Below are 18,161 nucleotides of genomic sequence, written 5' to 3' on the forward strand. Positions count from 1 at the left end.
CGTTTATGAAAAGTAACAAACTTGGCCATGTGATGTCTTTCAGCAGGATGTTTTCCTTCATTGCATTCTTGACGGCCACATTCGCATGGATTCTCAGCATGTACGCCCTATTTACTGTTTCTTTAGTGGCTCTTGTGGTCAGTGCAATTCTCTACCTAAAAGACAGGTTTTATCAAAACAAGAAAACGACCACTGAAAAGAGCGCCTAGGCGCTCTTTTCTATTGGATGTCATTTCCGTGTGACTTGATATAGTTATCAATCCGTTCGAGTTCGTGAAAATAACCATACATACCAATACGATTAATTTCTGGTTCTATACAGTATTTTTCTTCTTTTACCATAGCTTCTACAAACATTCCGCTTGATGCAATTGTGAAAGGTGGACACGCTGAGTAACCATTACTTTCTGCAATATACTTCAATCGCCCAAATTCAAAAATTTGACCTGGAATAGCAACGATAAGGGACAAGACAATTGTTATAGTTATCACTTTAATCGGCACTTTGACTAACTGAGTCATTCGATCAAATAAAATATAGACCAATAATGTAGGGCATAAGAGTAAGCTTGCGATACTTAAAACATATGACGCATCAATGTAGAGCACTTGAAAACCACTACTGAGCTGAAGCGGTAGAGATTCGAAAACGAAATGATGATAAAGGCGATAGATAGAGTAAGTAATCAGTAATATGAACATAAGCAACACGAAAGCTGTGTGAAATGGATGCTTCTGTTGTGTCATTTCTATTACCTTATAGTTGAGGAGACGGCAGAGAGCTGCTTAGCTTCACTCTTCGAAGAGAAATATTAAACTGCTAGCAAATGCATGCTCTCCCATTTCTGAGAAGTGCGTGACGAATCAACGTTTAATGTAACTTTTAAATCTACCAATATCTTACAGACACAAAAAAGGATGCCACTTGGGCATCCCTTTATATCTTTATATTTAGTCGGTTTACTTAAAACGATTACACGTCGTAAGTTGTAGACGCTGTGTCGCCGCCTGTACCAGTCCAGTTAGTGTGGAAGAATTCACCACGTGGACGGTCAATGCGCTCATAAGTGTGAGCACCGAAGTAGTCACGTTGAGCTTGAAGCAGGTTCGCTGGTAGACGAGCTGTTGTGTAACCGTCTAGGAAAGATAGCGCAGAAATCGTACATGGCATTGGGATACCAGACTCTAGAGATTTCGCTGCTACTTTACGCCATGCTGCTAGGCTGCCTTGTAGGATGTTTTTGAAGTACTCATCAGAACCAAGGAATGCGATGTCTGGGTTCGCTTCGTACGCATCACGGATGTTGCCTAGGAACGCAGAGCGGATGATACAACCACCACGCCACATTAGTGCTACGTTACCGTAGTTTAGGTCCCAACCGTTCTCGTTCGATGCTTCGCGCATTAGCATGAAGCCTTGAGCGTAAGAGATGATCTTAGAAGCTAGTAGCGCTTGACGTAGTGCATCAACCCACTCTTGCTTGTCGCCTTCAACCGGAGTGATTGTCTTACCGAATAGAGATTCAGCTTCAACACGTTGGTCTTTCAGTGCAGATAGACAACGAGAGAATACAGACTCAGAGATAAGTGTTAGTGGAATACCTAGGTCTAGTGCGTTAATACCAGTCCATTTACCAGTACCTTTTTGGCCTGCTGTGTCTAGGATCTTCTCAACTAGAGGCTCACCGTCTTCATCTTTGTAGCCAAGGATGTCAGCCGTGATTTCAACAAGGTAGCTGTCTAGCTCAGTCTTGTTCCAATCAGCGAATACTGCTTGCATCTCGTCAGCAGACATACCAAGACCGTCTTTCATGAACTGGTAAGCTTCTGTGATAAGCTGCATGTCACCGTATTCGATGCCGTTGTGTACCATCTTAACGAAGTGACCAGCACCATCGTTACCAACCCAGTCACAACATGGCTCACCAGCGTCAGTTTTCGCAGCGATACCTTGGAAGATAGGCTTAACCGCTTCCCATGCTTCAGCAGCACCGCCAGGCATGATAGATGGACCGAAGCGCGCACCTTCTTCACCACCAGATACACCAGTACCGATGAAGTGGATACCTTTTTCACGTAGTGCAGCAACACGACGGTTTGTATCTGGGTAGTTAGTGTTACCACCGTCAATAATGATGTCGCCTTTGTCTAGCAGAGGTACTAGCGCTTCGATGAACTTGTCTACAACGTCACCAGCGCGAACCATCAACATTACTTTACGCGGCGTTTCTAGCTTCTCTACTAGTTCTTCTAGAGAGTATGCACCGATGATGTTCGTGCCTTTTGCTGGACCTTCCAGGAACTCGTCTACTTTAGCAGCAGTACGGTTGTGAGCAACCACTTTAAAACCGTGATCGTTCATGTTTAGGATAAGGTTTTGACCCATTACTGCTAGGCCAATTACACCGATATCACCTTTCATTGTTTCTCTCCAATTTTATTTCATCGACGAGCAGCGTCTTAAGCAATTTTTGCTGCCGCGTCTAAATCTAAATACCATTCCGTTAGGCCCGATTTCGCTTGAATCTTAGCCGCTGGGTATGGCAGTGCGTGTGCTGGTGAACTGTTAATTTCTTCAACAATGTCCGCTTTTCCTGCACCAAGCACTAAGTAACTAATGCGTTTCGCTGCTTCTAATACGCGTGCGGTTTTCGACACACGAAGTTGGCCCGATTCAGGATGCGACGCCACAAGAGATAGGTTCGCATCATCATAATTCGTTTGGCCAGGGAACAGAGAAGCTGTATGACCATCTGCACCAACGCCTAATAAGATCCAGTCAAACACAGGTGTGCCGTTTTCACTCGGGATCACCTCTGCCATCTCTTTTGCAAAGCGCTCGGCTTCTGCTTTAGGCTCATCTTCGCCACGGATGCGGTGAATGTTTTCTGCAGGAATATTTACTTGGCTAAACAACAATGTGTTCGCTTCACCGTAGTTGCTTTCTGCATCGTCAGGGGCAACACAACGTTCGTCACCCCACCAAAAGTGGAGGTTTTCCCATTGAATGGAGGTTGCGTAAGCCTCTGAAGCCAGTAGTTTAAACAGCATTTTAGGAGTGCTGCCGCCAGAAAGAGAGATGTGAACAGGTCTGCCCATTTCGCTAAACGCTTTCATATCGTTAGCTAGGCTTTCAACTACCTGTTCTGCTGTTTGGTAGATCTTATGGTTGATCATAGTTCACAGTAATCCGTATCTGTTAAGTTTTTACATGGGAAACGCCAAGCGCGACCATCACGCTGTAACAAGTCATCTGACTCTTTAGGTCCCCAAGTGCCGCATGCGTACCCGAAGAGGGATTGTGGATCTTGCTTAAAATCTAAGATTGGCTGTACGTATTGCCAACACGCTTCCACCGCATCACTACGTGCAAATAGCGTAGCATCACCATTCAAAGCATCAAGTAGAAGGCGCTCGTATGCCGTTAGCATTTGCGTTTCTTGCAGGTCAGCGTAATGGAAGTTCATTTTCACTTCTTTCGCTTCAAAGCCTGCGCCTGGCTCTTTCAAGCCAAAGCTCATTTGAATGCCTTCGTCTGGTTGAATACGAATGATCAGCTTGTTTTCTGGTGCGTTTTGACCAAACACAGGATGCGGTGTTTGTTTAAAGTGAATAACCACCTCAGTAACGCGTGTTGGAAGACGCTTACCAGTACGCACGTAAAATGGCACGCCATTCCAACGCCAGTTGTTGATGTACGCTTTCAAACCGATGTAAGTCTCTGTACGAGAATCGTCTGCAACTCCCGGCTCTTCACGGTAGCCGCGTAGGCTTTGCCCACGAACTTCAGACGCCGTGTATTGGCCTAATACTAGGTCATTGCGCAGAGCGTTTTCGTCTAATGGCTTTAAGCATTGAAGCACTTTTACCACTTCATCACGCATCGAGTCTGCATTGATTTGCGCTGGTGGTTCCATACCTACCATTGCTAATACTTGTAGCAAGTGGTTTTGGAACATGTCGCGCACAGCGCCAGAGTTGTCGTAGTAACCACCACGCTCCTCTACGCCAAGGAATTCTGCGCCTGTGATTTCAACGTAATCAATGAAGTTACGGTTCCAAAGCGGCTCAAACATCGCATTAGAGAAACGAAGCACAAGTAGGTTTTGTACCGTTTCTTTACCTAAGTAATGGTCAATTCGGTAGATTTGATGCTCTTGGAAGTGCTCGTGAATTTCTTTGTCCAGAATACGCGCCGATTCAAGATCATAGCCGAATGGTTTCTCAATGATCAGGCGTTTCCAGCCATCCTCTTCACTGTTAAGACCATGTGCTGCAAGACTTGCAGGGATCACACTGTATAAACTTGGTGGGGTTGCTAAGTAAAAAAGCATATTGCGTTGCTCGAATTGATATTCGTCCGCAAGTTGGTCTAAGCGAGAAGATAGCTTACCGTAATCTTGTGTGTCAGAAGTATTAATTGCTTGGTAGTGCAGATGGTTAATAAATGCATCAAGCGTTTCTGGCTCAGTCTTTTCCATTTCCTGAAGCGATTTTTTCAGCTTCGCGCGGTAAGACTCATCACTGTATTCAGTGCGACTTACACCCAGAATGGCAAAATTCTCTGGAAGCTGCTTGTTCGCGTAGAGGTGGTATAAAGCAGGAATGAGCTTACGGTACGTAAGGTCACCTGAAGCACCAAAAATAACGATGCTGCTGTTTTCTGGTATTACCATCATCTTTCCCTTAAAAACGAGGTACTTATTGTGTGCCCGGATACGGCTAGAGAATGAGCCAACCCTATCAATGGCACCTCAAAATAGAAAATTGGTCTTACCTATTACGTTGATAGGTAAAGTCTATGGGCCCAAAGAACCTCAAGAAGTTGCATTTCCGATTCTTGGAAACACGACGTATTGAGGTCATTTAAGTCACTTATGTCTCAAAAGTACACACTGTACTCGCTGGAGGAGAGTCCGACACGGGGCAATATTGTCTACGACTATTTGATTTACATCAACACTTGCCAGTGCAAACGTTTAAATAAGTTGCACAAAACGTCATAAGCGATTGTATTTTATTGATAAAAAAAGTTTCATCTGAACGCTCCAAAATTTAAGCAAAAACTCTAATGTGGACAATAATCACTCATCCTTGCAATCCATTACAGTTTTATCGTGATCTGTGTTACTTACTTTTTATTTCATCATCCTATTGATAATGATACTCAATTAAAGATAATGAAATCACTATTAATGTGAAAGTAGAACGCCATGAAATCAAGCGCCATTAACCCACATCCCATAAACCGAATACAATCGGTGCTTGACTACATTCACACCAACTTAGACAGCACTCTGAGCGTAGATGAAATATCGAAAGCAAGTTGTTGGTCGCGCTGGCAACTGCAACGCGTATTTCAACAACACACTGGCGTATCCGTCGCTCACTACATCAGAGAGCTTAAACTTAGCCTTGCGGCTGAGCGCTTAATCCATACTTCTGACCGCTCGTTAGATATAGCGATAGAAATGGGATTTACATCTGAACACGCATTTAGCCGTGCGTTCAGGAATATGTTTTCAAAAAGCCCCCGCGAATATCGAAAAACGCAACAACTCTCCGGGTTGAGGCAACCTTTGACGCTGCGTAAGACACCAGAAGAAGAGAAAAAACATCAGCGCTTTATTGAAGTTCGAATAGAAACAAAACCGGCTTTTGAACTTGCTGGTTATCATGAACCTATTCACGGATTGTTTTCCGCTACGCCCGATTTCCAATCCAAAGTACCGTCACTTTGGTCACGTCTTTATTCATCCGAAAACCTTAACAATTCGGAAAGTAGTTACTTTGGCGTGATTGATGTGACTCAAGCGTATTCAAACAACCAACAACTTGAGTATTGGGCAGGTTATGAGTGCAGTCCAACAGCAAACGCACCAAGATCAACGAACTCTTCCAACTCGGGGTTAGACCTCTTGGCTGTTCCTGAGCAAACCTACGCCGTCATTACACACATAGGCAAAGCATCAGAGCTCGCCTCAACGCTGGAATGGTTTATTTTACATTGGCTACCCTACTCTAATTATCATGCTATCGATGGTTATGAGTTAGAGCTTTATCCAGAAGGTTATGATGTTGATAGCGAACAAGCACAAATGCAGTATTGGATTCCTGTCGAGCCAAACGACTCGCTATCTTTAAAACCTAAGAACAGAAGAATAAGTTCCAAAGATTAGTGTTTTGCACCAAATTGTTAACTTTTCCTATTTCTTTGAATATAGAATACAAATAACAATCATTATCAATAAATAGAAAAAGTAGTGGAATTTATAAATATGGAAAGTCCGATTCGATTTCATCGTTCAGCGGTTGCTATCGTCGTATCCGCATTGCTCGCTGGCCACGCCAATGCGACTGAGAGCGTATCCCAACACGAAACGATTACGGTGCTAGGAGAAACATACCGAAACACCGCAACTAAAACCGTTTTAGAACCGGAAGAAACACCGCAAGCGATCACGGTAATCACTAAAGATGACATGGACCTACGCGGCGTAAACTCGGTGAGCGAAGCATTGCGTTACGCGCCTGGCGTAAATACAGAATTGCGTGGCGGTGCCGTTTCCCGACTTGACCTATTCAATATTCGTGGTTTTATTAACTACACCAACTTTTATGATGGTCTTCCTTTGCTGTACAACGGTTGGAACCTTCAACCGCAGGTCGATTCCGTTGCTCTTGAGCAAATCGAGGTTTTTAAAGGGCCAACGTCTGTTCTTTACGGCAATATTCCACCAGGAGGTATGGTCAATATTATCGCCAAGGCGCCTCAGTCAACACCCTCACACTCTGTCTCGATTAGTACTGGGACTAACAGCCTAAAAGAACTGACGTTCGACACCACAGGACAAATTGGTGATTCTAATGTTGATTACCGTATCGTCGGCCTGGCAAAACAGCGAGATGGTCAAGCCGATACGTCTGAAGACGAACGTTATGTACTCGCCCCATCTTTCAATTGGCAAGCGACAGAAAGCACATTAGTGAACGTGAATGTTTACTATCAAAATGATCCATCAGCAGGTATCTACACGACTGTGCCTGCATCTGGCTCAGTGATTAAAAACCCACTTGGCTCGATGTCACCAAGCACCTATTTGGGGGATGAGGACTGGAACACTTACGAACGCGAAGTTCTGATGATGGGTTACAAAGTCCAACACGACTTTAACAACAATTGGCAATTTCTACAGAATGCCCGCTACATGACCGCCGATGCCTATCAGGAAAACACATATAACGGTGCACTTGAAGCGGATAACCGTACCGTTGGTCGAAATGCCTATTTAACCGATGAAAAGTCCAAATCCTTTGTGATTGACAACCAACTATCGGGCTACATTAAAACAGGAAATTTTGAACATAACTTATTGTTCGGGCTTGATTATCAGTATCTAGACTCAGATGTAAAATACAAAGACACGCTTGGGTATTCGCTAACTCAGGACATTTTTAATCCTGACCACAACAGCATTGATCGTAATGCACTGAATTTCCAATACAAACAAAACTTGGATATCAAAACGAAGCAGATTGGCGTTTATTTCCAAGATCAAGTTCGTTACGACCAACTTGTAATGATTGCAGGTCTTCGTTGGGATAAATACGATTCAAATACAGACGCCGTTAGCGATTATCTAGGAACAGTATCCAAGAGCAAGGAAGAGTTAGACGATACCAACGTATCTTTCCGAGTCGGTGGTTTGTATGAGCTAGACTTTGGTCTCTCGCCATACCTTACTTACTCGGAAAGTTTCGAGCCAATTGCGGGTGCCGACTCTTCTGGTAAAGCATTTGAGCCATCAACCGGTCATCAATGGGAGTTAGGCTTTAAATACGCCCCATTATCTGGTGATATCTCAGGTAACTTAGCACTCTTCCATATTACGAAGAAAAACGCGATCTTGACCGATCCGAATAATCCTTATGCACCGAACTATCAAGCGGGCGAAGTGGTATCACAAGGTATTGAACTTGAGGCAAAATGGCAAGCCACAGCACAAGCTGATTTCACTCTAGGCTATACATATACCGATATGGAGATTACCGAGGACAGTTATTACAACCAAGAAGGTAAAACGCCGGTTTGGGTACCTGAGCAAACGGCCTCTCTATGGGCAAATTATTTCTTTGAAGGAAATCTTTCAGGCCTTCGTACCAGTGCTGGCGTTCGCTATGTCGGAGAAGCACAAATTGATGCACAGAATAGTCAAAAAGTACCGGACTACACCTTGTTTGATTTGGCAGCAAGTTACGATTTCTCAACGGTATCTGAATCAATGAAAGGGGCTAGCGTCACGCTTTCTGCAAGCAATCTATTCGATAAAGAATACTATTCTTGTTACGACAAAAATAACTGTTGGTATGGCGCTGAGCGCTCTATCGAAGCGAAGTTAGAATACAACTTCTAACCTCTTAGAGCGGAACAGCAGTAATTTGTAAAGCGATGGTTTCTACAATAAGCCATCGCTTTTTATTTTGCATAGAGCATCAATATAAACGCTACCGTGTCACTTTTTGATAGCACCTTTCTGGCCTACCAACAGAGCCATAGTTTAAATCAGCCTCTAGTTCACCAGTGCTGATCAGATACTCCAAATAGCGCCTTGCCGTTGTTCGGCTCACTCCGATTTTTTCACCTGCCTCATCAGCGGTCAGCGCACTGCCATTTAGGAACAACTCTCTGATCTTGTCTAGGGTTACACCATCAATCCCTTTTGGTAATCGGTTCGGCAAGTTGTCTTGATTGGCGTGAGACTGCAGCATTTTATCAACGAGGTTCTGATCCAAACTCTCTACGATGTCTAGTTGTTGGCGTTGGGACACATACTTTTTCAGTGCGGCATCTAAGCGTGGAAACATCACTGGTTTTAACAGGTAATCGACAACGCCACCCCTCATCGCCTGTTGTAATGTATCGACATCCCTTGCGGCTGTAATCAAAATGACATCACACGTTTGGTTACTTGCACGCAGTGTATTTAGTATCTCAAGCCCTGTGCCATCGGGAAGATAGACATCCATCAATAGTAAATCTGGCTTAAGAATGTCGAGTTGCATTTCTGCTTCCATTCTCGTGGTCGCAATTCCAACCACTTCCAAACCTGTCAGTTGGCTTAAGTATTTGTGGTGCAGCTCAGCAATAGCCAGATCATCTTCAATGATCATTACGCGAGTCGCCATACTCATATTTGTTCTTCCTTGGGTAAGTACACCGTTATTCTTGTCCCATAATTTGTATTGGGTATCATCTCAACATGGCCGTGATATCGAGTAGCAAGCTGATTGACAAGGTGTAACCCAACACCTCGATTTTGACGAGATTTCGTCGAAACGCCTTTTGTAAATAATGTTTGTGGATCCACTGTTTTTGGGAGGCCACAGCCATGATCTATCACCTCAAGTATCACTTCATTTCCGTAATCGCTAACGGACACATCAATGTTTCTGCGTTCTGACGCAACATTTGATTCATCGCGAATTGAAGTTAACGTGGCATCGAAAGCGTTATCAATCAAATTACCCAAAATTGTGACAAGGTCTTCCGAATTTAGCCACTCAGGTAGGGGCTCCAGACGACTGCCTTCCTCAACCACCAGTTGTAAGCCTAACTCGCGAGCACGTTCAGTTTTTCCAAGCAACATACCTGCAATTAGCGGGTCCTTAACGGTATCTCTTAAAAACTCAATCATTGCTTGATAGTGTGCGGTTTCTTGTCCAATTAACTTTTGCACCGCATCAAGCTCACCCATTTGTACTAGCCCACTAATGGTGTTGAGCTTATTTCGATGCTCATGGGTTTGCGAACGTAACAAATCTGCATATTCCTTGGTTTGTGATAGCTGCTCGGTTAGATCATTAATTTCATCCCTTAAACGGAAACTCGATACCGCCCCCGCGATTTTTCCATCAACATAAATTGGAGAGCGATTTGCAATCAGGCGCTTATGATTAAGGAATATTTCAATATCATGATCTTCCTGCCCGCTTTCTAATACTGTATATAGATCGCTATCACGCAGCGTGTCAGTCAAAGGTTTATTGAGCGCTGATTCTCTATCAATACCGAGAATCTGGCAGGCACTACGATTTATCGAGCGAAGTATCCCTTGGGCATCAATGCTTAACACGCCCTCTTTGATGGTGCTCATCGTCACTTCTAATTCGCCGTACAACCGCCCTATCTCTTCAGGCTCAAAGCCTAAAATGGCGCGCTGAAACTTTCTCGACGCATAATTGGATACAATGGCATTAGCGACGACAACTACGATGACCATTAAAATCAAAAAGGCCAAAAATGGTTCGATGCGGTCTTGCAGTCGGTCGAGCAAATAGCCAACCGAAACCACACCAATGATGTTCCCTTGCTCGTCAAAAATCGCAGCTTTACCACGAACTGAATAACCTAACGAGCCCTGTGCCGTCGAAACATAAGACAATCCCCGTTCTAGCGCTCGACGATTGTCGCCACCTCTCATTGGCTTGCCCAACCGCTCATCAACAGGGTGGATTAAGCGTACTCCCTTATGGTCGCCAATAACGATGAATGCAGCACCTATGGCTTCGGTTAATTCTCGAAAGCGAAGTTGGTATGGCTGGGGGTTTTGGGTTTCGATCATTTCACGAACAACCGCTGAGTCCGCTAAAAAACGGGCAACACCCAGTGCTTTTTCTCCCATTTCTTGCTCTTGATTGATTTTGAGATAAGTGAACCCCGCGGCGACAAGCAATAACAGCTCTATCAACCCCGATAGCGTCATAATAATGAGCATCCGCTTACGAAAGCTGATGGTTTTCCAACTCATTGATACATCCTTGTGATTCACTCTTGAGCGTAACGTTAACACTCAGTTAACAGCATGACGTTGTCGCGGTGATAAATCTGTGAGGAAGGCAAACAAACCGCAGAGTTTACGGTTAATTAATCGACGAGCTGAAACATAAAATTACAACCATTCACCAAATTTAGCATTCCTCTCTGATACTCAATTCCATACATAAATTGCCCTTAAAATCATGATCGCGATCACATCGATTTTAGCGGTTTTTGAGGCGTTTTTAGACTTTACAACGTATAATTTTTAATCAACGAAACCAATGAGAGTTTCGGTTTGAAAGCAGTGAAGCTGGAAGTCTATTAAAAGCTCAACATTGACGTCAGTGGTTTGGACACAAATAAAACAAAATACAAATACTGACTATATGACAAACACTTAGACACCATCTGAAAACTGGAAAACTATAAACAGAGGTGCATTTATAGTTAGAAGGAACACCAAACATGGAACGCGATACCTTTGGAATATGCCTGAATAAGGCGATGCTGTCAGAGAATATGTATTCAACATTTACACACGTCAGGGCTTATGAAAAAAACGGAGGCGGTACTTCTGATCTCAAAGTCCTGTTATCGTTCCCTCAAATGAGTGGAAAAGATCTATTGAATACGATGCGAGGTTCTCGTCAGCTAGAGTGGAGAGCGGAGTTTCACTGTCCATATACGAAATAAATTTGTAACATCTCCCGCGCCCAGCACAAATATAACTGGGCGCATACTACTGCCCAATTTTCCCTCCTACTTAACACGCAGTTACGAATCCTTTATATTAGAGCTAATACTCTACGACAAAGCAGCCATTATGAAAAAAACAGGAAAGGTTTGGATACTGGGCTTACTTAGCAGCTCGATTTCCCTTGCCTGTCATGCGGCACCGATCACTTTTGATACCGCATGGCAGCTATTGCTAGAAAACAACTATTCTCTCAAAGCTCAACGCTCAAACGTCGAGAACTACCAATACCAAGAGAGTGCCACCAGCAATCTCAACTTACCTCAGGTTACTATTGGCGCGAATTACACGCGTTTAGATACCGATATCACGCTTTCGGGAAAACAGATCCTAGACAGCACAGGAGCACACATTAACGTACCTCCTGCTTTTCAGCCTATTTTTGGTGCCTTAGCTAATACCACTTCGACCATAACCGAGCGCGATATTTTCTCTTCGTCTATTCGTGCGATTTGGCCAATTTTTACTGGTGGTCGAATTTCTGCGGCTCAATCAGCAGCAGAAGGCAAAACGGATGAGGCGAAAAGTCAGCTTCTAATGGAACAACAAGCGCGTTTTGAAGATTTATCGAAGTACTACTTTTCTGTCGTACTGGCAAAGGAAGTACTCGCAACGCGGCAAGCGGTTGAAGCAGGGCTAAAAAAGCATCGAGATTTTGCCATTAAGCTTGAAGAGCAAGGACAAATCGCGCACGTTGAGCGCCTGCAAGCCGAGGCTTCTTTAGATAAAGCATCTGTAGAAACACGTAAAGCAGCCAGCGATTTGAGTATCGCTCAGGCTGCATTAGGTAAATTACTCGCACAAGATGATGCCGTAGAGCCCGCTGAATCTTTGTTTATCAACGACAGTCTTCCCCCTCTTACTGCTTTTGTCGATCAAACGTTGCTTACCTATCCGGGGTTAGAACTTCTGAGCGCTAAACACAAACAAGCCTCTAGCTTAATCAAAGCAGAAAAAGGGAAATACTACCCTGAAGTTTATCTTTACGGCGACTACAGCTTGTATGAAGACGATTCTCTCGCAAGCCAAATGAAGCCTGACTGGTTAGTTGGTGTTGGTGTCAGCATTCCACTGATTGAATCATCAGGGCGAAGCGAAAAAGTCAAAGCCGCTCAAAGCGTCGTCTCGCAGGTCGACTCATTAAAGTCCCAAGCCAAACAAGACTTATCGCTGTTAGTCCAAAAGACATACTTGGAGGCTCAGCAAGCCATTGATGAAGTACAAGGGCTCGCATCTAGCATTGAACTCGCTAACGAAAATCTGCGCTTGCGTGAAAAAGCATTTACTCAGGGTCTGTCGTCTTCTCTGGATGTTGTGGATGCACAACTTTATGTCGCGAGTATAGAAACACAACGTTCAGCGGCGCGTTTCCGCTATTTAATATCTTTAACCAAGCTACTCGCATTGAGCAGTGAAATGAACAGCTTCGAACAATATCAAAATACCGCTTATATCCCTGCTTCAACATCCAAAGAGGTGAAATAAATCATGGCAGCTAAATCACTAAAACCCGTTTTACTCTCACTTTGTGCTTTGGGTGTTGCCTCTTGGGTTGGGTATCAATTTTACCAAGCCTATCAACCAGAACCGATCCGCTTACAGGGATTAATTGAAGCCCAGCAATACAGCATTTCCTCAAAAGTCCCAGGGCGTATTGATGAGGTCATGGTACGTAAAGGCGACGATGTAGAGAAAGGTCAGCTTATTTTTACCCTTCATAGTCCTGAAATTGAAGCGAAGTTAGAACAAGCAAAAGCAGGTGAAAAAGCGGCGGACGCCTTAGCTCAAGAAGCTGAGAAAGGCGCACGTGAGCAACAAATCCAAGCAGCAAAAGATCAGTGGATGAAAGCCAAAGCCGCTGCGAATTTAATGGAAAAAACCTACAATCGTGTGAATAACCTTTATAACGATGGCGTGGTTGCAGAACAAAAACGCGATGAAGCTTTAACTCAGTGGCAAGCAGCGAAATACACAGAAAGTGCCGCGTTTCAAATGTACGAAATGGCAAAAGAAGGCGCTAGAAGTGAAACCAAAGTGGCTGCGGCGGAAAAAGCGCGCATGGCATCAGGTGCCGTAGCCGAAGTAGAAGCGTACGCGAAAGATACTCAGATCTACAGCTGGTTTGACGGCGAAGTCTCTCAAGTTCTACTTCAAAGTGGTGAATTAGCACCTCAGGGCTTCCCGGTTGTTACTGTGATAGATACAGAAGATGCCTGGGCGACACTTAATGTGCGTGAAGATTACCTTCAACACTTTAAAAAAGGAGCAACCTTTGATGCCTATTTGCCTGCCTTAAACAAAAATGTTGAGTTCAAAGTAACGCATGTTGCCGTTATGGGTGACTTTGCAACGTGGAGAGCAACCGATGCTTCTCAAGGTTTTGATCTTCGTACCTTTGAAGTAGAAGCTCGTCCAGCTCAACCCGAACCTGAACTGCGTATGGGAATGAGTGTTGTCGTTGAACTTTAATCACAACCACTAGGTTAATGCTATGACGATTAAGATTTCACAGCGGCATATCTTACGACGAGACAAGTGGTTGCTTTCGTGCCTTACTTGGATACCGATTTTGCTCGCAATGATGATTTGGGGAGTGTTCTCTGCGGGCATTGCCCGGGATCTGCCAATCGGTGTGGTTGATCTACAACATTCCCAACTTTCTCGAAAGCTCATTCAATCTTTGGATGCGTCGTCGAGTCTGGCTGTTAACTATCACTACACCAGTACAAGCGAAGCAAAAAATGCGATGATTGAAGGCGATATCTACGCTTACGCGGTCATCCCATCTAAGTTCGACCAAGATATTCTCCAGCACCGCCAACCTCAACTTTCTGTCTTTTACAACAGTCAGTACATTTTGGTAGCGAAACTGATCAACTCTGCCGTTGCGCAAGCACAAGGCTATTTCGACGCTCAGGTTGAAGTAATGGGCAACTTGGCTAAGGGTAACACCACAACGTTAGCAGCGGCTGGACAGGCTGTACCCGTGTCGACACAAATAACCGCATTATTTAACCGTAACAATAACTACGCACAATTTTTGGTAACGGCTATCGTGCCAGCCATTTGGCAAATATGTATTGTAGTAAGCACTATTTTGATTCTTGCCGCGCACTTTCGCATTTATGGTGGAAAGAATAGCTTTGCATTTTTGGGCGAAAAGCCATACGCCAGGCTCACTACCTTATTAAGTCAGTACATTCCGGTCTTTATGGCGCAAGGTGCGTTGTTCTTGTACTGGTTTTATTCCGTGCTTGATTGGCCAATGGAAGGCAGTTTTGTGGTTATGCTACTAGCACAATTGGCGACGGTTATCGCCTGTATCATTATGGGAGCGTTGTTCTTCTTCTTGTCGATGGATCCTGCACGTGCGATGAGTTTTGCTGGCGCGTTTACGGCTCCAAGTTTCGCGTTCATGGGAATTACATTCCCAGTTTCTGAGATGAACACGCTCGCTTATGCATGGCGTTCATTATTGCCGATTACCCATTACATTGAAGTACAAGTGAGTCAAGCAAGCTATGGAGCATCGGCCGCACAATCTTTAAGCTCGCTATGGCCTATGATTGGTTATGTTGTGCCCCTGCTCATTACCGCAGCCTTGATGGGTAAACATCGAACAGCTTCATCAACACGCCAAGCGAAGGAGGCGGTATGACATTGTGGCAACTGATTAAAGCGGAACTTAAGGCCGTTCTAACCAATCCAGTCGTTACGTTGACCGTGTTTGGTGGTGTCGTATTTTACTCGTTTTTATACCCTTTGCCTTATGCACAACAAACGCCTCGTGAACAACCAATCGCGATTGTTAATTTAGATGGTAGTCAGACGAGTTTAAAGCTGGAACGTATGGTTGATGCCACCCCACAAGTCAACGTAGTCACTCGACTTCATACGATTGCCGATGCAAAGCAAGCATTTTTACAACGAGAGATCACCGGTTTTTTAGTCATACCAGAACACTTTTACAAAGACCTAATGCTAGGTAAAAGCCCGACTCTGGCCTACGCTGCGGACGCCTCGTATTTTCTCGTGTACGGAACCGTGGTAGAAGGATTGGCCCAAGCGGGAGGCACATTAGGGGCCCAAGTGAAAGTCAGTAAAATGGTGATAGATGGTGTGCCCATGAGTATGGCTAGCCATAATTACTCTGCTATTAAGCTTAATATGAAACCAACGTTCAACCCAACCATGGGTTACATCGAATACGTAGTGCCGGCAGTATTTGTTCTGATTTTACAACAAACGTTGATCATGGCGGTTGGATTACAAACGGGAACACAGCGTCATGGTCGTGGCTATTGGTCACAAGTATCAACGGGATCGCTGCTGCTTGTGAGAACGTTAGTATTTGTGGCAATTTATTATTTACTCGGCGCCTATTATTTTGGTTTTAGCTTCGAACGTTTAAACGTAAACCATATCGCCAATGCGGGCGAATTGCTGGCTATGTTGTTCCCGTTCTTTTTAGGTTGTTGCGGACTAGGCTTCTGGCTAGGTTACTTATTACCTCGGCGTGAACTTGTCACCTTAGTCGTCTTAGTGAGCTCTATGCCACTCATTTTCTTGGCTGGTTTTATTTGGCCAATTGAAGCCATACCTACTCCCTTATTATGGATTGCTGATTTAAGCCCAAGCACTTGGGCGATAAAAGCTTTCTTAGCGCTAAACCAAATGGGGGCAACCTGGCAACAAGTCGCTCCACATTGGACGGCGCTTTGGGCACTCACCGTGCTTTGGGGTAGCGTTGCGTACTGGATTGCTAAGCGAAGTAACAAGCCTGTTGTAACAGAGAGCTTGGGGTGACAGCTGACATTTTTTATTACTATAAAAAAAGCCGGGTAACTAAACCCGGCTGAAAATCTGCGTCCTTGCAGCGGACATATGGTAAAAACACTTTTTGCTCTGGGCTTACCCATTGAGCGAGGTTAGATTAAGCCAAAAACTATGGACTCCATACTCTCATATAGAGGGTTATATCCTTCCAATAGACATTAGCTCTTCGCTAGAACGATAACGTTTTTCAGACACAAAAAACAAGACTCACATTGAGTCTTGTTGTTGATAGGGATGAGCAGGATACATGTCGCCGCTAAGTCATATCACGGATTATTTTCTCTCGGTATTCTGTAACGACCTTCATGATTGAATTTTTTACATCACCGACTTGCTTAGAGGGTTGGCACCATAGGCCAAAACCAAACTTAAAACCTTCCAATAATTCAGAAGCTTCCACTGGCTCTATATGATTATTAGAAAACTCCGAATGGGCAAACGTTCTGGGGAGAATCGCCCATCCTAAACCTGCTTCAACCATTTTCACTACAAGGGCCAATTGGTCGACCTCTTCATGGTTCGAACTTACGATGACTTTTTCGCCCATTCCCTCTTCAATAAGAGACCGCAGTACAAATTGTTTACTATTCCTCAAGGCTGTCAATACTCGATCTGGTGCCACAAAAGCGAGTTCACCACCTTTCTGGACGAAAGGAACAAATTCAAAATGACCTAAAAACGTCGCATCCAAACTATGTATTGCTCGACTATCATGTACATTGACAATACCGAATTGATACTCACCATTCTGTAAACCCTCTTTAATTTCGTTGCGATTACGAACAAGAAAGTTAACTCGCATCATCGGAAAATCTGCTGCTAATTGAATACGAAGCAATACAAGAAAACGGTGTGGTATAGCGCTTGAATAGGCGATACTAACATTCTCTAACCCACCGTAAGCCAGACTTAATGCGACTTTATCGAAAGTACGTGCTTGTTCGATGGTTTGCTTAGCATAGTGGTAAAGAAGATGACCATCTTCTGTCGGTTCTACCGAGCGCCCCACTCGCTCAAACAGGTTGACCGCCAGTTGATCTTCAAGATTGGTAATCACCTGCCCTATTGTAGTTCGGTGCTTATTGAGTTTGACCGCCGCCTTACTAAACGAAAGCTGTTCATAAACGGTTACGAACGCGAGAAGTTGTTCAAAACTAAAATTCATAGGTTGTGCTTACTTTTTAGAGTTATCTAATTAAATTACCACAAGATCGTAGAATTGCTACTTGGTAACGGTAACAATCTGCGTTTGAATTCCTTCTCGACAACACAAAAAAAACCTACTAGCGTCAGTAGGTTTTCTCTAACTTAGTTGTACTCAACGACACGAGCTAAATAGTTGAATTCTCCTGAGTCACCATGGTAATCACGGTAGACATCGACACTGAAATATTTAGGTTGATCAGCGTAAATGTGGTCAACGACTTTTTGCTCAAGTGACTCCAACGTTTCACCGACCTGAGAGTACACGAACTGCTTGTTCACTTTTTCCAATTTACGTTGTTTCGCTTCTTTGTGTGACACATAGTTGTTGATCTCTTCCCACTTTCCCACGAACTCGACCGCCACGTAACTCGAGTTCTCGTCAATCATAATAAAGGCTGCACCTTCTTCTTTGATTGCAGACAGTTGCTGCATATCACTATCCACTTTTTGCTGGTCAAGATGGGCTCCACTTTGGGCGAATGCAGTCGCGGAAGCGGTAAGCATCATGAGTGTAAGAACGGCTTTTTTCATTGTATCGTTTTCCTG

Annotated in this window: 16 protein-coding genes; 8 read left to right on the forward strand and 8 right to left on the reverse strand. The window is 44.1% G+C overall.

The genetic code is table 11. The features are described 5' to 3' along the window. The first annotated feature begins 5 nt into the window (after positions 1 to 5). Complete coding sequence (locus R7P64_RS19815; protein ID WP_005377162.1) at positions 6 to 209, forward strand: hypothetical protein; 204 nt, start codon at positions 6 to 8, stop codon at positions 207 to 209. Between the two features lie 10 nt (positions 210 to 219). Here R7P64_RS19815 and R7P64_RS19820 read toward each other — a convergent pair whose 3' ends face one another. The 4 genes from R7P64_RS19820 to zwf all read right to left on the reverse strand — a co-directional run bounded on the left by R7P64_RS19820 (position 220) and on the right by zwf (position 4,676). Further along, positions 220 to 747, reverse strand: a complete 528-nt coding sequence (locus R7P64_RS19820) for a hypothetical protein (protein ID WP_033906174.1) — start codon at positions 745 to 747, stop codon at positions 220 to 222. A 226-nt stretch (positions 748 to 973) separates the two neighbouring features. Continuing rightward, positions 974 to 2,422, reverse strand: coding sequence for a decarboxylating NADP(+)-dependent phosphogluconate dehydrogenase (gnd, locus tag R7P64_RS19825; protein WP_005377160.1), 1,449 nt, complete (start codon positions 2,420 to 2,422; stop codon positions 974 to 976). A gap of 38 nt (positions 2,423 to 2,460) precedes the next feature. After that, entirely contained in the window at positions 2,461 to 3,177 is a 717-nt protein-coding gene (gene pgl, locus R7P64_RS19830; protein WP_017634562.1) for a 6-phosphogluconolactonase, read from the reverse strand. After that, positions 3,174 to 4,676, reverse strand: coding sequence for a glucose-6-phosphate dehydrogenase (zwf, locus tag R7P64_RS19835; protein ID WP_064368465.1), 1,503 nt, complete (start codon positions 4,674 to 4,676; stop codon positions 3,174 to 3,176). Before zwf ends, pgl begins: the two co-directional genes overlap by 4 nt. Before the next feature lie 537 nt (positions 4,677 to 5,213). On the opposite strand from zwf, the gene R7P64_RS19840 reads away from it, so the two are divergent. Both R7P64_RS19840 and R7P64_RS19845 read left to right on the forward strand, forming a co-directional pair. After that, on the forward strand, positions 5,214 to 6,179 hold the full coding sequence (locus tag R7P64_RS19840; RefSeq protein ID WP_005387160.1) for a helix-turn-helix domain-containing protein: 966 nt from the start codon (positions 5,214 to 5,216) through the stop codon (positions 6,177 to 6,179). A gap of 99 nt (positions 6,180 to 6,278) precedes the next feature. After that, positions 6,279 to 8,414, forward strand: a complete 2,136-nt coding sequence (locus R7P64_RS19845) for a TonB-dependent siderophore receptor (RefSeq protein WP_318123868.1) — start codon at positions 6,279 to 6,281, stop codon at positions 8,412 to 8,414. A 91-nt stretch (positions 8,415 to 8,505) separates the two neighbouring features. On the opposite strand, the gene R7P64_RS19850 is transcribed toward R7P64_RS19845, so the two are convergent. Further along, positions 8,506 to 9,192, reverse strand: coding sequence for a response regulator (locus tag R7P64_RS19850; RefSeq protein ID WP_258457713.1), 687 nt, complete (start codon positions 9,190 to 9,192; stop codon positions 8,506 to 8,508). Beyond that, positions 9,189 to 10,808, reverse strand: coding sequence for a sensor histidine kinase (locus tag R7P64_RS19855; protein ID WP_318123869.1), 1,620 nt, complete (start codon positions 10,806 to 10,808; stop codon positions 9,189 to 9,191). The genes R7P64_RS19850 and R7P64_RS19855 overlap by 4 nt, the downstream gene beginning before the upstream one ends. A gap of 476 nt (positions 10,809 to 11,284) precedes the next feature. Here R7P64_RS19855 and R7P64_RS19860 point away from each other — a divergent pair, with 476 nt between their 5' ends. The 5 genes from R7P64_RS19860 (at position 11,285) to R7P64_RS19880 (ending at position 16,379) form a co-directional block, all read left to right on the forward strand. Next, positions 11,285 to 11,512: a hypothetical protein gene (locus R7P64_RS19860; protein WP_005377125.1), complete on the forward strand. Its 228-nt coding sequence runs from the start codon at positions 11,285 to 11,287 to the stop codon at positions 11,510 to 11,512. 130 nt (positions 11,513 to 11,642) lie between these two features. Further along, positions 11,643 to 13,058 carry a TolC family protein gene (locus tag R7P64_RS19865; RefSeq protein WP_104975368.1) on the forward strand — a complete coding sequence of 472 codons (1,416 nt, stop codon included), beginning with the start codon at positions 11,643 to 11,645 and terminating at the stop codon, positions 13,056 to 13,058. Between the two features lie 3 nt (positions 13,059 to 13,061). Further along, a complete protein-coding gene (locus R7P64_RS19870; RefSeq protein WP_005377122.1) occupies positions 13,062 to 14,042 on the forward strand; it encodes an HlyD family secretion protein in 981 nt (326 codons plus the stop codon). Between the two features lie 22 nt (positions 14,043 to 14,064). Continuing rightward, positions 14,065 to 15,231, forward strand: a complete 1,167-nt coding sequence (locus tag R7P64_RS19875) for an ABC transporter permease (protein WP_318123870.1) — start codon at positions 14,065 to 14,067, stop codon at positions 15,229 to 15,231. Beyond that, the gene (locus R7P64_RS19880; RefSeq protein ID WP_033906182.1) at positions 15,228 to 16,379 is read left to right on the forward strand and encodes an ABC transporter permease; all 1,152 of its coding nucleotides are present in this window, start codon (positions 15,228 to 15,230) and stop codon (positions 16,377 to 16,379) included. Before R7P64_RS19875 ends, R7P64_RS19880 begins: the two co-directional genes overlap by 4 nt. Before the next feature lie 286 nt (positions 16,380 to 16,665). Here R7P64_RS19880 and R7P64_RS19885 read toward each other — a convergent pair whose 3' ends face one another. Further along, entirely contained in the window at positions 16,666 to 17,574 is a 909-nt protein-coding gene (locus R7P64_RS19885; protein WP_318123871.1) for a LysR family transcriptional regulator, read from the reverse strand. A 143-nt stretch (positions 17,575 to 17,717) separates the two neighbouring features. Continuing rightward, positions 17,718 to 18,146 (reverse strand): hypothetical protein, encoded by a 429-nt coding sequence (locus tag R7P64_RS19890; RefSeq protein ID WP_047102715.1) that lies wholly within the window; start codon positions 18,144 to 18,146, stop codon positions 17,718 to 17,720. Positions 18,147 to 18,161 lie beyond the last annotated feature (15 nt).

Source organism: Vibrio sp. 2304, from assembly GCF_033339475.1.
Lineage (GTDB): Bacteria > Pseudomonadota > Gammaproteobacteria > Enterobacterales > Vibrionaceae > Vibrio > Vibrio alginolyticus.

What these genes read in the sequence shown, in the direction of transcription:
- R7P64_RS19815 (WP_005377162.1), top strand. Translation starts at nt 6, where the DNA reads ATGAAAAGTAACAAACTTGGCCATGTGATGTCTTTCAGCAGGATGTTT.
- R7P64_RS19820 (WP_033906174.1), bottom strand. Translation starts at nt 747, where the DNA reads ATGACACAACAGAAGCATCCATTTCACACAGCTTTCGTGTTGCTTATG.
- gnd (WP_005377160.1), bottom strand. Translation starts at nt 2,422, where the DNA reads ATGAAAGGTGATATCGGTGTAATTGGCCTAGCAGTAATGGGTCAAAAC.
- pgl (WP_017634562.1), bottom strand. Translation starts at nt 3,177, where the DNA reads ATGATCAACCATAAGATCTACCAAACAGCAGAACAGGTAGTTGAAAGC.
- zwf (WP_064368465.1), bottom strand. Translation starts at nt 4,676, where the DNA reads ATGGTAATACCAGAAAACAGCAGCATCGTTATTTTTGGTGCTTCAGGT.
- R7P64_RS19840 (WP_005387160.1), top strand. Translation starts at nt 5,214, where the DNA reads ATGAAATCAAGCGCCATTAACCCACATCCCATAAACCGAATACAATCG.
- R7P64_RS19845 (WP_318123868.1), top strand. Translation starts at nt 6,279, where the DNA reads ATGGAAAGTCCGATTCGATTTCATCGTTCAGCGGTTGCTATCGTCGTA.
- R7P64_RS19850 (WP_258457713.1), bottom strand. Translation starts at nt 9,192, where the DNA reads ATGAGTATGGCGACTCGCGTAATGATCATTGAAGATGATCTGGCTATT.
- R7P64_RS19855 (WP_318123869.1), bottom strand. Translation starts at nt 10,808, where the DNA reads ATGAGTTGGAAAACCATCAGCTTTCGTAAGCGGATGCTCATTATTATG.
- R7P64_RS19860 (WP_005377125.1), top strand. Translation starts at nt 11,285, where the DNA reads ATGGAACGCGATACCTTTGGAATATGCCTGAATAAGGCGATGCTGTCA.
- R7P64_RS19865 (WP_104975368.1), top strand. Translation starts at nt 11,643, where the DNA reads ATGAAAAAAACAGGAAAGGTTTGGATACTGGGCTTACTTAGCAGCTCG.
- R7P64_RS19870 (WP_005377122.1), top strand. Translation starts at nt 13,062, where the DNA reads ATGGCAGCTAAATCACTAAAACCCGTTTTACTCTCACTTTGTGCTTTG.
- R7P64_RS19875 (WP_318123870.1), top strand. Translation starts at nt 14,065, where the DNA reads ATGACGATTAAGATTTCACAGCGGCATATCTTACGACGAGACAAGTGG.
- R7P64_RS19880 (WP_033906182.1), top strand. Translation starts at nt 15,228, where the DNA reads ATGACATTGTGGCAACTGATTAAAGCGGAACTTAAGGCCGTTCTAACC.
- R7P64_RS19885 (WP_318123871.1), bottom strand. Translation starts at nt 17,574, where the DNA reads ATGAATTTTAGTTTTGAACAACTTCTCGCGTTCGTAACCGTTTATGAA.
- R7P64_RS19890 (WP_047102715.1), bottom strand. Translation starts at nt 18,146, where the DNA reads ATGAAAAAAGCCGTTCTTACACTCATGATGCTTACCGCTTCCGCGACT.